Origin of the sequence: Nocardia arizonensis (assembly GCF_001310275.1) — a bacterium.
Classification (GTDB): Bacteria; Actinomycetota; Actinomycetes; order Mycobacteriales; family Mycobacteriaceae; genus Nocardia; species Nocardia arizonensis.
Genome location: NZ_LGYZ01000088.1, coordinates 1 through 14970 on the forward strand (window position 1 = coordinate 1; position 14970 = coordinate 14970).

Below are 14970 nucleotides of genomic sequence, written 5' to 3' on the forward strand. Positions count from 1 at the left end.
ACCCGCCGACAACCGGGCGATCTCGCCGCGCACCCGCTCGGAGGTCTCGACTTCGACGCCGAGGTGGTTGAGGCTGCCGCCATGGCCGGGGTTTTCGATCAGCACCAGTTTCAGCGGCGGTTCGGTCACCGCGAAGTTGGCGTAGCCGGGCTTGCGCTTGGCGGGCTCCACACCGAACAGGGTCGTGTAGAAGGCGACGGCCCGGTCGAGATCGTCGACGTCGAGGGCGAGTTGGATGCGGGACATGAGGACCTCCACTTGTGAGACATATGTCGAAAACCTTGCGAGGTCGAGTCTGCCACCTTTTCGACATAAGTCAATATACCGGCTAGAGTGATCCGTATGCCAAAGGCGTTACCCGTTATCGACATGTCCGCCCCGGTCTGCTGCGCGCCGGTAGCCGCGGGCCCGGTGGGCGATGCCGCCGCGCTCGAGGTCGCACTGCGCCTGAAGGCGCTCGCCGATCCGGTGCGGGTCAAGCTGCTGTCGCTACTGCTGGCCAGTCCGGCGGGCGAGGAAAACGGGGGCGACCTGGCCGAGAAGGTGGGCCTGTCGGAGTCGACGGTCTCCCATCATCTGGGGCAACTGCGTAAGGCCGGGATCATCGAGACGGAGCGCCGCGGGATGAACACTTTCCATCGCGCTCGCCGCGAGGCGTTGTCCGCGCTGTGCGCGGTCCTCGATCCGAACTGCTGCACCTGACCTGGAGTCGGCCGTGCGCAACAGGCGGTGTGTTCGCACTTGGCGAAGGGGCTCCGCCGGTTGATCTTCGGGGTGGTACGAGTCACCGTCGGCGCTGTGTCGGGAGTCCTGCGCGAGGCACGCCGTTCAGCGGAGTTCCTGGACCAGCCCGACGATGATGGCGTCGGGGCCGCGGACATAGCAGTACCGGTAGATGTCCTCGTATTGGGCTACCGTGCCCACGAGTTCGGCACCGTGGGCGCGCAGGCGGTCGAGGACGTCGTCCACATCGTCGACGACGAACGTCAGGCGAGGGATTCCGGGGGTGTTCACCGGCGCTTTCGGCGCAGCGCTTGTGGTCGCCGGCGAGTGGAACGTCGAGAGCTCGACCCGGCTATGGCCGTCAGGAGTCCGTACAACGGCGATGTCCGCTCGGACGCCGTCCAGTCCGAGGAGATCGTCGGCCCATCGGCCCCCGACTGTCGCTTCGCCTTCCAGTTCCAGACCCAGTTCGACGAAGAACGCGACAGCAGCCACGAGGTCCTCGACCACAATGCCGACATGATCCATCCGGCGGATCGTCATGGTGTTCTCCTCGAGTCCGTTACGGCCCATTCTGGCAGCGGTAGATCGGTTCCGGCGCGTTGACGATCGGCCCGCTGCTGGAGCGGCCTGTCCGCGGTCATGGTCGGCTACGCCAGCCCGGGCCAGACCATGAACATCTACCCGACCAGGGACAGACCCAGCAAACAGATGGCGGACACCATCCAGAATGCCGTGTTCCCCGTACAAATGGACGACTAAAGGACGACAAGCATAAAAATAATCCAGGCCAGAGAGACCGTAATCTCTCTGGCCTGGACTTTGTAGCGGGGACAGGATTTGAACCTGCGACCTCTGGGTTATGAGCCCAGCGAGCTACCGAGCTGCTCCACCCCGCGTCGGTGAACACAACATTACACAGGTCTGCGCGGGAAAGGCAAATCGCTGACGTCGCGGCGATCCGGCGCAGGTCAGCGGCGTGACCGGCGCGGCGGACAACGGTGTGACAACCGTCCGGTTCGCGGGAGCCGGGCGGGGGCGGCGTCGGATCGACCGGGGCCGGACGAACGAAATTCTCACCGATGGATGTTTTGAATTTCACCATTTGGCTTAAAGGGCGCGCGTGAACCACCGAAGTAGGCCAAAAACGTGAGCCGAGTCACTATTTCGCGGTGATCTCTCCCACATAACCGCCGAATAACGTCCGATCCGAAACCATTCTCGAGGCATTGTCCACCTGGGCGAATACCCATTTACAGGTTATTCCATTCATACAAGACGCGCGTTATCAAGATGTGATCCGGCGAGATTCATTCGTTACCGTCGAGTCACGGCCCGGAGGCAATCCGCGGATGGGCTCGACCTCGCACCGATGCGCACCGACGACCCTGTCCCGCGGAACGAGGAACCCCGACCACCTGGGGGCAGGGACCGACGAGTCGGTGCGTGCAGGGAGGGATCACACCATGTCTGAGAACCGGAAGTTCAGCACTCGCGCCCTCGGCTTCGCGGCCGTCACCGGCGCCCTTGTTGCCGTCCCGTTCGCACTGTCCACCGGTACCGCCGCGGCGGCTCCGGCCCACGACTGGGACGGCGTCGCGCAGTGCGAGAGCGGTGGCAACTGGGGGATCAACACCGGGAACGGCTATTACGGCGGTTTGCAGTTCTCCCAGAGCACCTGGGCGGCCAACGGCGGACACGGCTCGGCCCACACTGCCAGCAAGGAGGAGCAGATCCGGGTCGCGGAGAACGTGCTCGCCACCCAGGGTGCGGGCGCCTGGCCGGTCTGCGGCCAGTACCTGCGCACCGCCAAGCCGGCACCCATGCCGGAACCCGAGCCGGCACCCGAGTCCGCCCCCGCGCTGCCCGCCGAGGTACCCGGCGCCGCCCGCGCGGCCGTCGACCAACTGACCGACGCCGGCGCCGGTCTGGCCGAGCAGTACGGCTACGGATCGCAGTTCCGCGACCTGATCGCGCAGAACAGCGCGCTGCTGGACTCGCTGGGCCGCTGACGCCGACCCCGTCAACGACACAGCGTCAACAGGAACGGCGCCGCTCACTGGGAGAGCGGCGCCGTTCCGTGTTCTGTGGCCTACCTTCCGGCCGCTTGATACGCGCGCACCGCGGCCTCCAGATCCTCCAGCGCCTTGCCGAAATCCTGGAAGTTGCCGGTGCGCATGGCGGTGCGCACCGCCTCGATCCTGCGTTCCAGCTCCTGCGCGGCCGTGTCCTTCGCCGTCGAACCTGTCGCGGGCGGCGGCGTCGTCTGCTGCTGCCCGCCCGTCGCGGGCGGGGCGCTGCTCTGTTCGGTCGACGGCGCGGACCCCGGCTTCGGACGGCTCACCGAATCGCCGCCGAACGGCGTCGCCAGCGCACCCGCACCGGGGATCACCTGATTCAGGGCGTCGGCGAGGGTGGAAGCGTAGCCGACCTTCACGCTGCCCGCGGCATCGCGGTAACTGACCAGCACCCGCAGCAGCTGCGGGAAGGTCGCGGTATTCGGCCCGGTATTGCGTTCGTTGTAGAACGGCTCAACGTAGAGAATGCCGCCGTCGGCCACCGGCAGGGTCAGCAGATTGCCGTATCTGATCTTGTTGGAGTTGGACAGCAAGGTCTTCTCACGCGAGACCTCCGGCGCCGTCGTCATCCGGTTCTGCGTCTGCTGCGGACCCAATGTCTGGGTGTCGGTTGGCAATTGGAGAATGGTGAACTTGCCGTAGCCGTCCGGGTCCGACCGCACCGAGATGTAGGCCGAGAGGAACTGCCTGTTGTAACCGACCATCGCGCTGGTCAGGTTGAACACCGGCCTGTTCGTCTTCGGATCGCCGATCAGCACGTAGTAGGGCGGCTGATTGGCGGCGGGCACCGCATCCGAGGTCGGGTCGCTCGGCACCGACCAGAACGCGTTGTTGGTGAAGAACTCGCGCGGATCGTTCACATGGTACTTGGTCAGCATCTCGCGCTGAACCTTGAAGACATCCTCCGGATAGCGGAAGTGCGCCCGAAGCTCCGGCGAGATCTCGCTCTCCGGCTTGACCGCGTCGGGGAAGACACCGCGCCACGCCTTGAGCACGGGATCGGTGGAGTCGACCTCGTAGAGGTTCACCGTACCGTCGTAGGCGTCGACCACGGCCTTCACCGAGTTACGGATGTAGCTGACCTCCTTGCGCGGCAGCAGCCTGCCGGTCTTACGGTCGATGCTGTCCTCGACCGCGCCCTCGAGCGAGGTGGACTGCGCGTAGGGGTACTTCTCCAAGGTGGTGTAGGCGTCGACGATCCAGACCACGCGGCCGTTGACCACCGCGGGGTAGGAATTGCCGTCGGCGGTCAGCCACGGCGCGACCTTCTGCACGCGGTCACGCGGGTCGCGATTGAAGATGATCTTGGAGTTCTCGCCGATGGCCGAGGAGAACAAGATGTTGCGCTCGGCGTACTTGGCGGCGAAGGCCATGCGGTTGAACCAGTTTCCGATCGAGACCCCGCCCTGTCCGGTGTAGGTGTACTGCGCGGTGTCGGAATCGTATTCGCGCGGGCGCTGGCCCTCCTCCGTGCCGACGATGGCGTAGTCGGGATCGGCGCTGGCGATCAGCTCGCCGTAGTAGATGCGCGGCTGGTCCAGTTTGAACCGCTGCTTGTCTGCGGGGGTGAACAGGTCGCTGACCATGAAGATCGGATAGCCGCTGTCGCTGGAACCCGCGTCGGTGGCGTTGGGGTCCTCCGACTGCGGCTTGTTCACGCGATTGGCGGGCGCGGCGACGAAGCCGTTGCCGTGGGTGTAGACGGTGTGGCGGTTGATCCAGTCGGTCTGGTTGCCGCTCAACGCCGTCGGCGACAGTTCGCGCGCGGCGACGATGTAGTCCTGCATATCGCCGTCGATGCTGTAGCGGTCGATATCCAGCGACTCCGGGAAGCCGTAGAAGTTCTTCAGCTGCCGCAGCTGGGTGAACGTGGGCGAGAGGATGTTGGGGTCGAGCAGGCGCGCGTTGGCGATGGTGGCCGCGTCGACCGGAACCTCCAGCGGACTCTTGGAGCTCTCGCCCTTGTAGTCCTTGTACTCGATCTTGTCGGAGGTGATGCCGAACGCCTGACGGGTGGCCGCGATATTGCGCTCGATGTACTCGCTCTCCTTGTCCGCGGCGTTCGGGCGCACCGAGAACTGCTCGACGATCAGCGGATACACCGCGCCGACCAGGATGGACGACAGCACGAGCAACGCCGCGGCCATCGCGGGCACCCGCAGGTCACGCAGGACGATGCCCGCGAAGAAGGCGATGGCGCAGATGACCGCGATGGCGAGCAGGATCAGTTTGCCCGGCAGCACGGCGTTGATATCGGTGAACGAACCGCCGGTGAAGGTCGGCTCCTTGCGGCTGCTCATCAGCAGGTCGTAGCGGTCGAACCAGTAGGCGACCGCTTTGAGCAGTACGAAAGTACCCGCCAGCACGGCCAGCTGGACGCGCGCGGGCCTGGTGAGTGTGCCCTCGCGCCCGTTCAGGCGCAGCCCGCCGAAGATGTAGTGGGTCACCAGATTCGCGAAGAAGGCGATGACGACGGCGACGAACAGCCAGTTCAGCACCATCCGGTAGAACGGCAGGTCGAAGGCGTAGAAGCCGACGTCGAGATGGAACTGCGGGTCCTGCTGCCCGAAGTCGCCACCGTTGAGGAACAACTGCAACGTGACCCAGTTCGACTGGGCGACCAGCCCCGACAGCACGCCAAGCAGCAGCGGAATGCCGATTCCGAACAGACGCAACCTGCTCATCACCGTGGTGCGATAGCGCGCGATGGGATCGTTGGGTCCCGACACCGGCAGGAACACCGGGCGGGTGCGGTAGGCGAGCAGCAGCGCCAGCCACACCACCAGACCGACGAACAGCGCCACCGCGACGAACAGGATGATGCGGCTGCGCACCACCGTCAGGTAGACGTCGCGATAGCCGACCTCGCCGAACCACAGCCAGTTGGTGTACGCGTCGGTCAGTCTCGGTCCCAGCAGCAGCAACGCCGCCAGCAGGACCGCGGCCACGAGCAGCGCTCGGCTACGGCGGGACAACGAAGGTAAGCCGGTGGGGGGCCGCATGCCCACGATGCCACACTCCAGGGTCCGGCGGCGCCTGCCTGGGCGGGCACCGCAGTCCGATGATGAAGGTGGTCCTGACGGACCGTCTCGCGCCCCACTCTACGGAAACGGACATCGTAAGGGGTCGGTGACCTTGTTCCACCTGTTCGCCGTCAGTCGCCGAGTCCCGCACCGCGCCGCCCGCCGGTGATGCGAGGATGGCGAGGTGACGCCAGACCTGCACGCCGAACTAGTCCTTGCCCGCTCCGTCCGCGAGGTGGCCGAATTCAGCGACGCCGAGGGCTGGGGCCGGCCGCCGCAGATGTTCGCGCTGGTGCCGACCGCCGATCTGGTCGCCGCCGAACCGGGGTTGCTCGACCAACTCGACGAGGGCAACGAACTCACTCCGATCGCCCAGGAAGCCTTCCCCGAGGACATCACGGGAGGCTCGATGGCCCTCGACGAATTCCTCGCCACCACGACGTGGCCGCCCGCCGTACTCGGCTGCGTGCTGGTCCAGGAGATCGTGGTGCTGCCGCCGGATGCCGAGAGCACCCTCGACGACGCGCTCGCGCCGCTGCTCGCCGACCACGAGGCCGCCGACGCCGCGGCCCGAGCCGCCGCCGCGTCGCATCCGCGGCGGCGCGAGGCCCGGCTACTGGCCGCGGTGCTGCGCGACGGCGCGTCGCTGTGCCTGCTGCAACTGCGCCCGGAGGAAGAGGAGGACTTCGGCGACCTCGACCTGCGCACCTACCCGAATCTCGCGCCGAACCTCGTCGAAGCGCTGCACCACACCTTCGAGTAGATCCGCCCGACTCGCAGGCGCGGGTCAGCCGCAGCCGACGGTCTCGCGCCCGGCGCTGAGATCGTCGAGCGACCGCACCGCGCCCGCGAGATCCTCCACCTTGACCAGCCGCAGCCCGTCGGGCGTGCGCTGTCTGGCCTCGTTGCAGTTGGCGGCGGGCACAAGGAAGGTCTGCGCCCCGACCTCCCGCGCGGCCATCATCTTGTACTGGATGCCGCCGATGGGGCCGACCTTGCCGTCCTGGTCGATGGTTCCGGTGCCCGCGACGAAGGCGCCACCGTCGAGTTCGCCGGGGGTGAGCTTGTCGATCAGCGCGAGGCTGAACATCAGACCGGCCGAGGGCCCGCCGATATCGGCGAGGTTGAAGGCGACCTCCATCGGCGGGCGCGCTCCTTCACTCGGAGTCACACCCAGATAGCCCTTCGACGGGTCGTCGGGGCGGGCGGCGAGGGTGATGGTCGCGCTCTGCTCACCCGCGCCGCGCCGGAACACCACGGTCAGCTGACTGCCCGGCGACCGCGAGGAGACCGCGTTCACCACGTCCTTCGGCGCCGTGATCGGCGCGCCGTCGATGCTGACCAACTCGTCACCCGGTTCCAGCACGCCCTTCGCCGGGCCGTCGCCGACCTTGCGCAGCAGCACCACCGTTGGGATGTTCAGGTAGTGCAGCGCCGCGACCTCGGCATTGCCCTCGGAATCCTTGAAGTCCTGCTGGTTGGACTTGTCGATCTCCTCGCGCGAGATACCGGGCGGGTATACCTCCGCCCGCGGTACGAGTCCGTGCTGGCCGCTGACCCAGAATCCGAACGCCTCGAACAGATTCAGCCCGTCGCGCACCGAGACCGTGGTCATATTGAGATGTCCGGTCGTCGGATCGGTCTGCGCGCCCCGCACGTCGACCACCTGCTTGCCGTCGACCTCACCCAGCGTGTTGAAGGTGGGCCCGGGTCCGAGCGCGACATAGGGCACGGTGACCACGGTGCCGATCACACCGAGTACGAGCACCGGAACAAGGGCGGCCACCAAGGTCATGATCCGACGATTCACCAGGCCCACCATAGTGACCGGGACAGCGCGGGCGCGGTAGAGGCGCGGATTCACGCCGCACGCCCGGCGCCCCGTTCGCCGCTCGCGAACATCCGGCGCCGACCACGCCGTCGCGCGCCGCCTCACGTCATCGGCGCCGGACGCGCGCGTAACGTTGGCTGTATGACTGACCTCCCCTTCGGATTCTCGAACGACGACGACGACGCGCGCAAGCGTCGCGAGGAACCGAGCGGCGCCGATCCGAACAATCCGTTCGGATTCGCGATGGGCGGCGCGGGCGGATTCGATCCCTCGCAGCTGGGTCAGATGCTGACGCAACTCGGTCAAATGCTCAGCGGTATGGGCACGCCGGGGACGCAGACCGGCCCGGTCAACTACGACGTGGCCAAGCGCCTGGCGCGCCAACAACTCGGCTCCTCGGTGTCGCCGGTGTCGGCGGGCACCGCCAAGGCCGTCGCCGACGCCGCGCATCTGGCCGAACTCTGGCTCGACGGCGCCACTACCCTGCCCGCGGGCGCGAGCCGCACGGTGGCGTGGACGCCGAACGACTGGATCGAGGAGACGCTGCCCACCTGGAAGCGGCTCTGCGACCCGGTGGCCGAACAGATCTCGGGCATGTGGAGTGCGCAACTGCCCGAGGAGGCCAAGCAGTTCGCCGCGCCGATGGTCGGGATGCTGGGCCAGATGGGCGGACTCGCCTTCGGATCGCAGCTCGGTCAGGCGCTCGGTCAGCTGGCCAAGGAAGTGCTGACCTCCACCGATATCGGTCTGCCGCTGGGTCCGAGCGCGACCGCGGCCCTGCTGCCCGCGGCCATCGCGGAGTTCAGCCGAGGTCTCGAACAGCCCGAGAGCGAGATCATGGTGTTCCTCGCCGCGCGCGAGGCGGCCCATCAGCGGCTGTTCCATCACGTGCCGTGGCTGCGCCAGCAGGTGCTCGGCGCGGTCGAGGACTACGCGCGCGGCATCAGGATGGATTTCTCCGCACTGGAACAGGCCGCGCAGGGCATCGATCCGATGGCGCTGAGCGATCCGTCCAAACTCGAGGAGATCCTGTCCAAGGGCGCCTTCGAACCACAGACGACCCCCGAACAGAAGCAGGCGCTGGAACGGCTGGAGACGCTGTTGGCCCTGATCGAGGGCTGGGTTCAGGTCGTGGTGGCCGATGCGGTGGGTGAGCGGCTGCCGGGCGCGTTCGCCCTCGCCGAGACGTTGCGCCGCCGTCGCGCAACCGGCGGTCCCGCCGAACAGACCTTCGCCACCCTGGTCGGCCTGGAACTGCGCCCCCGCAAACTGCGCGAGGCCGCGGCGCTGTGGCGGCGGCTGACCTCCGACGCGGGCACGCAGGCGCGCGACGGCGTGTGGGCCCATCCTGATCTGCTGCCCGATTCCGAGGACCTCGACTCCCCCGCCGGTTTCATCGATGCGGTGATCGGCGGCGGCGCCACCGCCTTCGACGATCCGCTGGCCCAGCTCGCCGAGACCGAGGCACGCGAGGCCGCCGAACGCGCCGACAAGGACCGCGACGCCGAGAGCGGCGACGCTTCCTGAATTCGCTTGTGAACAGCGCCGATTCCTGTGCATAACCCGGTGTCGCGGGACCGGCGGCGTCCGCCGATTGCGCATACTTCCGGGTATGACGACCAATGGCGTGCGGGGACCGATGCTGAATCCGCGGGTGACCGTGCTGGTGCGCCCCTCCGGTGTGGTGCAGTTGGGCTGGGATCCCGAGCGGGCGCTGCTGCTCGACCCGCCCGGCCTCGACACCGCGACGGTGCTCGCCTTCCTGCGCTCGCTCGACGGTCTGCACACCCGGCCGCAGGTCGTCTGGCAGGCGGGCGAGGCCGGTATCCCGCCGGAGCGGGCCACGGCGCTGCTCACCGAGATAGATGAGGCCGGATTGCTCGTCCACCCGCAGCCGCGCGGCGGATACGTCCGCTCGGTGCGCCTGCACGGACTCGGCCCGTTGACCGATGCCCTGGCAATCGGGCTGCGCCGCCTCGGCATTCGACCTGAACGCTCGCGCGGCTACGCCCCCGATATCGTGAACGCCCGCCGGCGGGCCGATCTCGTGGTGCTCGCCGACGATTTGGTCGTCGATCCGCAGTTGGCAAGTGAACTGGTCCTCCACCGAATTCCCCATTTGCAGGTGCGGATTCGCGATGGCAAGGGCGTCATCGGGCCCTTGGTGCTGCCCGGGGAGACGAGCTGTCTGCGGTGCGCGGATCTGACGCGGTCGGATTTCGACGCGGACTGGCCGCATCTGGCCGCGCAACTGCTCGGTCGGGTCGGGCACGCCACCCCCGCCGCCATCGCCGCGACGGCGGCGCTGGCCCTGAACGAGGTCGAATCGGTCATCGCCTGTTCGCCCCTGCGCACCCCCGCGACCTTGGACGCCACTCTCGAACTCGATCTCGATTCCCATCTGATCGAACAGCGGCTGTGGGCGCCGCACGAGGCATGCGGATGTCGCGCCGTTGCGGCGGTCTCGACGTGACCGGACTCACAGCGCAGGCGCGAAAGAGATCGGCGGGGGATGGCGATCCGCCCGGATCGTCGGCCATGATGGGTACGTGTCCGAGATCGTGCGCCGTCGCTCCTCCCGCAATGCCAAGTTGGCGAAGATTCCGTTGGGTATCGCCGGGCGGGCGGCCGTCGGATTCGGGCGCAAGCTCGCGGGCGGCGACAAGTCCGAGATCAATGCCCAGCTCAACCAGAAGGCCGCCGAACAGCTGTTCTCGGTCCTCGGTGAGCTCAAGGGCGGCGCCATGAAGTTCGGGCAGGCGCTCAGCGTCATGGAGGCGGCGGTTCCCGAGGAATTCGGCGAGCACTACCGGGAGGCGCTGACCAAACTCCAGGCCGCGGCCCCGCCCATGCCCGCCGCTACCGTGCACCGGGTACTCGACCAGCAGCTCGGCACGCAGTGGCGCTCCAGGTTCCAGTCCTTCGACGACCAACCCGCCGCCTCCGCCAGTATCGGCCAGGTGCACCGCGCGGTGTGGTCCGACGGTCGCGCGGTCGCGGTGAAAGTGCAGTATCCGGGCGCGGACGAGGCGCTGCGCGCCGACCTCAAGACGCTCTCGCGCATGACGGGCCTGCTGTCGTCGGTGCTGCCGGGCGCCGATGTCAAACCGGTGCTGGCCGAGATCACCGAACGCACCGAGGAGGAGCTCGACTACCGCAACGAGGCCGCCAACCAGCGCGCCTTCGCCAAGGCATTCGACGGCCACGCGGATATCCGGGTGCCGAAGGTGGTGGCGAGCGCGCCGAAGGTGATCGTCACCGAATGGCTGGACGGCACGGCTGTGTCGAAGATCATCCAGCGTGGCATCGAGGATCCGGCGGGAACCCGGGACCTGCGCAATCGAGTCGCCCTGCTGATGGGCCGGTTCCACTTCTCGTCACCGGAGACGGTGGGTCTGCTGCACGCCGATCCGCATCCCGGCAATTTCATGATGCTCGAGGACGGCACGCTGGGGGTCATCGACTTCGGCGCGTGCGCACCGCTGCCCAATGGCTTTCCCGAGATCCTCGGCCGGATGCTGCGGCTGGCGGTCGCCGAGAAGTTCGAGGAACTGACCGAACTGCTCTACGACCACGGGTGGGTCATTCCGGGCCGGACCATCACCCACCAGGAGATCGCCGACTACCTGCGGCCGTTCACCGACCCGATTCGCACCGAATCGTTCCACTTCACCCGCAAATGGATGCAGCGGGTGGCCGGCAAGGCCTCCGATCTGTCGAGTGCGGAGATGAAGACCGCGCGGGCCCTACAACTGCCCGCCGAGTACGTGATGATCTTCCGGGTGCTCGGCGGATCGGTGGGCATTCTCGCCCAGCTCGACGCCGAGATCCCGTTCATGCAGTTGGCCAATACCTGGCTGCCGGGGATGCGCGAGGAACGCTCGGCCAGCTGACAGCCGAATCGAGTTCCGCCTCGGTCGATTTCGGCGCGCGACCGCCCGGCACGGCTGGTCGCGCCGAGTGGACGTACGCCAAAGCCCGCGCCGATGCGCCGATGCGCCGAAAAGCCTTGCCCGGGAACGCAAACGAGCCGCGCACCGGATCTCGCGGTGTGCGGCTTGTCTGCTTTCTCGTTCCTGGGCCCGGCGACGGACGAGCGGGCCTCAGCGACCGGAGGGAGGGAAGTCATCGGCCCCGGACCCACCGCCCGACCGCTCACGACAGCGGTGCGGGTGGTGGGTCCGGGAAACCGGGGCGGACGGTGGTCGGTCATGCGGAAACCGCGACCTTGCGCGGACGGCCGCGCGGGCGCTTGCGGGCGATCACGACTCCCTGGTCGAAGATCTCACCGCCCCAAACACCCCACGGCTCACCGCGATCGAGGGCAGCGCTCAGGCAACCCTTGCGGATCGGGCACGACTCGCACAGCGCCTTGGCCTGCTCCAACTGGGCGGGGCTCTCGGCGAACCAGAGATCGGGATCTCCGGCCCGGCAGGGCAGGACCTTGTTGACCTCCCGGGTGCGGGACGGCCGGGCCACGGTTCGGCATGTCACGTGAGTGGTGGCCTGCGGCCAGCTCTCGGCGGTGAACACGTCGGTTCTCCTTCAGCTTCGTTTGCAGCGGTTCGTTTGTTCTCCACGAAACCGGTGGCAATACGGCTGAAGTGCCGCTGAAAACATTGGCCACGGTTTCGCTTCGTGCGATCCGTGGCCAGGAGGTCTGGGGAGTCCCCTACCTAGATCGACATCTGCGTCGAATCCTGATCACGGTCGCTTGGTGTGCGGTGCGGAGGCGGGCTGCCCGCATATCGAATGCCTGCTCATTACCGGCCTCGAATGCGACGGCGCCGGCGGCTTCGACAGCCGCCGGGTGCCAGCTACCGCTGGACTTGTCCTGCCGCAGAACACGAGTCGGCAGATGCGTGCACGAGACCTCCGTGCGGAATGCGGAATCGCCGATGGTGCCTACGGAAGACAGACCGATCCCCTGCAAGGCGAGGATCCCCCGGGAGGCCGACATGGGTGAATTCACCGCACCGCCGAAAGCTTTGTCGGTCACGATGCCGTTCATCGGTCTGCCTCCCTCCTGTACTCGTAATCTGTCGGAACTGTGCGCGCCGGAATACCCTCCCGGTGCGTGATCCCACCATATGCGGTGCCGGCTGAACCGACAACCTATTTTCTACCTGCGGTTTTGGGATACGGATCGCATCCGCGACGCGACGATCGCGAGCACCTCGGCGCCGTAGTCGACGATCTTCTTCGCCCCGACACCCGCGATCGCGCCGAGCGCACGGTCATCGGCGGGCAGTTGTTCGGCGATAGCGGTGAGAGTGGTGTCGGTGAACACCACGAATTCGCGCACCCGCAGCGCTTCGGCCTTCTCACCACGCCACTGCTTCAGTGCCTCGAGCAGCACGTCGTCGAGTTCGGCCGGGCAGCGCCGACAGCGGCCGAGCATGGTGGCGTAGGTGCCGACGAGCGGTTTGGCGCAGATCCGGCAGGTCGGGCGGACCGCCCCGGGCCTGGCCGCCTGGACCGCGACGCGCGAGGCGGGCGAATCGTCGGGAACAAGACCGTTGAGGAAGCGCGACCGGCGACGGTTGCGCCTGCCGCCCTCGGTGCGCGCGAGCGCCCAGGACAACCGCAGATGTTCGCGTGCGCGGGTGACCCCGACGTAGAGCAGCCGCCGCTCCTCCTCCAGCGCGGCGGGATCGGCCACCGATCCGTCCTCGCCCAGAACGTGCGCGATCGGCAGCGTGCCGTCGGCCAGACCCACCAGGAACACCGCATCCCATTCGAGTCCCTTGGCGGCGTGTACGGAGGCCAGCGTGACCCCCTGGACGGTGGGCGGGTGCCGAGCCTCCGCCCGTGCGGCGAGTTCCCGGAGCAGGCCGGCCAGATCGAGTTCGGCGTCGCGCGAGAGCAGTTCCTCGGTCAGGCGCACCAGCGCGACCAGTGACTCCCACCGCTGTTTCGCCTGCGCGCCCGCCGGTTCCGTCGCGGTCAACCCGACCGGGGCCAGCGCCGCCTTGACCAAGCTGACCAGCGCCGGGCCGCGCCGCGCGGCGTCGGGCAGATCATCGCGGCCTGCGGCCTGCCGCAGCACCGAGACCGCTTGGCGGACCTCGGCGCGCTGGAAGAAGCCCTCGCCGCCGCGCACCTGGTACGGAATGCCGAATTCGGTGAGTGCCTGCTCGTAGGACTCCGACTGGGCGTTGATCCGATAGAGCACGGCGATCTCCGCGGGCGGCGTGCCCGCCTTGATCAACCGCTTGATCTCGGTCGCCACGGCGGTGGCCTCGGCGGGGACGTCGTCGTATTCGGCGAACTCCGGCTCGGGCCCGTCGGGGCGCTGGCCGACCAGTTGCAGCCGGGTGCCCGCGATGCGCCCGCGGGCCGCCCCGATGACCCGGTTGGCCAGCGACACCACCTGCGGTGTCGATCGGTAGTCGCGTTCCAGGCGCACGACGGTCGCCTCGGGGAAGCGCCGCGAGAAGTCCAGCAGGTAGGAAGGGGTCGCGCCGGTGAAGGAGTAGATGGTCTGGTTGGCGTCGCCGACCACGGTCAGATCGTCGCGCTCGCCGAGCCAGGCGTCGAGGACGCGCTGTTGCAGCGGGGTGACGTCCTGGTACTCGTCGACGACGAAACTGCGGTAACGGCCGCGGAATTCGTCGGCGACGGCCGGATAGTCCTCGAGGGCGGCGGCGGTGTGCAGCAACAGATCGTCGAAGTCGAGTAGTAGTCCGTCGGGAGAGGTCTTGAGCGACTCGTAGCCCGAATACACCCGCGCCACCCGCGTGGCCTCGTAGGGCGGTTCGCGGCGATGCGACGCCGCGGCGGCCGGATAGTCCTCGGGCGCGATCAGCGATGCCTTGGCCCATTCGATCTCGCCGAGCAGGTCGCGCACGCTCTCGGTGGCCGTCGACAGCCCTTCGCGCTGCGCGGCCTTGGCGACCACCGGGAATTTCGCGTCGAGCAGCCGCCACGGCACCTCGCCGACGACCTGCGGCCAGAAGTATTTGAGCTGGCGCAGCGCGGCGGCGTGGAAGGTGCGGGCCTGCACCTGACCGGCCGCGCCGCCCAGTCCGAGTTCGCGCAGCCTGCCGCGCAGTTCACCGGCCGCGCGCGCGGTGAAGGTGACCGCGAGCACCTGATCGGCCTTGACGTGTCCGGCCGACACCAGGTGCGCGATGCGGTGGGTGATGGTCCTGGTCTTGCCGGTTCCCGCGCCCGCGAGCACGCACACCGGGCCCCGGGGCGCCCGCACGGCCGCGGACTGCTCCGCGTCGAGCGCGGCGAGATCGAGTGCGGACACGGATTCCATCATGACAGTCCGGTCCGACACGTCGGCGTCGGCCGCCACCGGCCCGCC

The 14970-nt window shown here is 67.9% G+C and carries 13 protein-coding genes and 1 tRNA gene; 6 read left to right on the top strand and 8 right to left on the bottom strand.

Annotated elements, in window-relative coordinates:
* Window positions 1-246, bottom strand: a 246-nt coding sequence (locus tag APZ21_RS20830; RefSeq protein WP_204249131.1) for an ArsI/CadI family heavy metal resistance metalloenzyme, incomplete at its 3' end; no start/stop codon positions are given.
* Between the two features lie 96 nt (window positions 247-342).
* Here APZ21_RS20830 and APZ21_RS20835 point away from each other — a divergent pair.
* Window positions 343-702 (top strand): Rv2640c family ArsR-like transcriptional regulator, encoded by a 360-nt coding sequence (locus APZ21_RS20835; RefSeq protein WP_054814972.1) that lies wholly within the window; start codon window positions 343-345, stop codon window positions 700-702.
* 126 nt (window positions 703-828) lie between these two features.
* Here APZ21_RS20835 and APZ21_RS20840 read toward each other — a convergent pair whose 3' ends face one another.
* Complete coding sequence (locus tag APZ21_RS20840; RefSeq protein ID WP_054815136.1) at window positions 829-1266, bottom strand: VOC family protein; 438 nt, start codon at window positions 1264-1266, stop codon at window positions 829-831.
* A gap of 282 nt (window positions 1267-1548) precedes the next feature.
* A tRNA-Met gene (locus APZ21_RS20845) sits at window positions 1549-1622 on the bottom strand.
* 567 nt (window positions 1623-2189) lie between these two features.
* Here APZ21_RS20845 and APZ21_RS20850 point away from each other — a divergent pair.
* A complete protein-coding gene (locus tag APZ21_RS20850) occupies window positions 2190-2735 on the top strand; it encodes a transglycosylase family protein (protein WP_054814973.1) in 546 nt (181 codons plus the stop codon).
* A gap of 80 nt (window positions 2736-2815) precedes the next feature.
* Here APZ21_RS20850 and APZ21_RS20855 read toward each other — a convergent pair whose 3' ends face one another.
* On the bottom strand, window positions 2816-5809 hold the full coding sequence (locus APZ21_RS20855; RefSeq protein WP_054814974.1) for a UPF0182 family protein: 2994 nt from the start codon (window positions 5807-5809) through the stop codon (window positions 2816-2818).
* A gap of 199 nt (window positions 5810-6008) precedes the next feature.
* On the opposite strand from APZ21_RS20855, the gene APZ21_RS20860 reads away from it, so the two are divergent.
* A complete protein-coding gene (locus APZ21_RS20860) occupies window positions 6009-6587 on the top strand; it encodes a PPA1309 family protein (protein ID WP_054814975.1) in 579 nt (192 codons plus the stop codon).
* A gap of 24 nt (window positions 6588-6611) precedes the next feature.
* Here the strand turns inward: APZ21_RS20860 and APZ21_RS20865 are convergent, their stop codons facing one another.
* A complete protein-coding gene (locus APZ21_RS20865) occupies window positions 6612-7634 on the bottom strand; it encodes a YlbL family protein (RefSeq protein ID WP_204249132.1) in 1023 nt (340 codons plus the stop codon).
* Between the two features lie 162 nt (window positions 7635-7796).
* Between APZ21_RS20865 and APZ21_RS20870 the strand changes: the two genes are divergently transcribed.
* From APZ21_RS20870 to APZ21_RS20880, 3 genes are all read left to right on the top strand, one after another.
* Window positions 7797-9182, top strand: a complete 1386-nt coding sequence (locus APZ21_RS20870) for a zinc-dependent metalloprotease (protein WP_054814976.1) — start codon at window positions 7797-7799, stop codon at window positions 9180-9182.
* 85 nt (window positions 9183-9267) lie between these two features.
* Window positions 9268-10128 carry a hypothetical protein gene (locus APZ21_RS20875; protein WP_054814977.1) on the top strand — a complete coding sequence of 287 codons (861 nt, stop codon included), beginning with the start codon at window positions 9268-9270 and terminating at the stop codon, window positions 10126-10128.
* Window positions 10129-10204: 76 nt separating this feature from the next.
* Window positions 10205-11548, top strand: coding sequence for an ABC1 kinase family protein (locus tag APZ21_RS20880; protein WP_054814978.1), 1344 nt, complete (start codon window positions 10205-10207; stop codon window positions 11546-11548).
* Between the two features lie 316 nt (window positions 11549-11864).
* Here the strand turns inward: APZ21_RS20880 and APZ21_RS20885 are convergent, their stop codons facing one another.
* The 3 genes from APZ21_RS20885 to APZ21_RS20895 all read right to left on the bottom strand — a co-directional run bounded on the left by APZ21_RS20885 (window position 11865) and on the right by APZ21_RS20895 (window position 14925).
* A complete protein-coding gene (locus APZ21_RS20885; protein ID WP_082393325.1) occupies window positions 11865-12188 on the bottom strand; it encodes a WhiB family transcriptional regulator in 324 nt (107 codons plus the stop codon).
* 139 nt (window positions 12189-12327) lie between these two features.
* Window positions 12328-12666: a hypothetical protein gene (locus tag APZ21_RS20890; protein WP_054814979.1), complete on the bottom strand. Its 339-nt coding sequence runs from the start codon at window positions 12664-12666 to the stop codon at window positions 12328-12330.
* Between the two features lie 111 nt (window positions 12667-12777).
* Window positions 12778-14925, bottom strand: coding sequence for an ATP-dependent DNA helicase UvrD2 (locus tag APZ21_RS20895; RefSeq protein ID WP_054815139.1), 2148 nt, complete (start codon window positions 14923-14925; stop codon window positions 12778-12780).
* Between the last annotated feature and the right edge of the window lie 45 nt (window positions 14926-14970).

What these genes read in the sequence shown, in the direction of transcription:
- APZ21_RS20870 (WP_054814976.1), top strand. Translation starts at nt 7,797, where the DNA reads ATGACTGACCTCCCCTTCGGATTCTCGAACGACGACGACGACGCGCGC.
- APZ21_RS20850 (WP_054814973.1), top strand. Translation starts at nt 2,190, where the DNA reads ATGTCTGAGAACCGGAAGTTCAGCACTCGCGCCCTCGGCTTCGCGGCC.
- APZ21_RS20875 (WP_054814977.1), top strand. Translation starts at nt 9,268, where the DNA reads ATGACGACCAATGGCGTGCGGGGACCGATGCTGAATCCGCGGGTGACC.
- APZ21_RS20890 (WP_054814979.1), bottom strand. Translation starts at nt 12,666, where the DNA reads ATGAACGGCATCGTGACCGACAAAGCTTTCGGCGGTGCGGTGAATTCA.
- APZ21_RS20835 (WP_054814972.1), top strand. Translation starts at nt 343, where the DNA reads ATGCCAAAGGCGTTACCCGTTATCGACATGTCCGCCCCGGTCTGCTGC.
- APZ21_RS20840 (WP_054815136.1), bottom strand. Translation starts at nt 1,266, where the DNA reads ATGACGATCCGCCGGATGGATCATGTCGGCATTGTGGTCGAGGACCTC.
- APZ21_RS20895 (WP_054815139.1), bottom strand. Translation starts at nt 14,925, where the DNA reads ATGATGGAATCCGTGTCCGCACTCGATCTCGCCGCGCTCGACGCGGAG.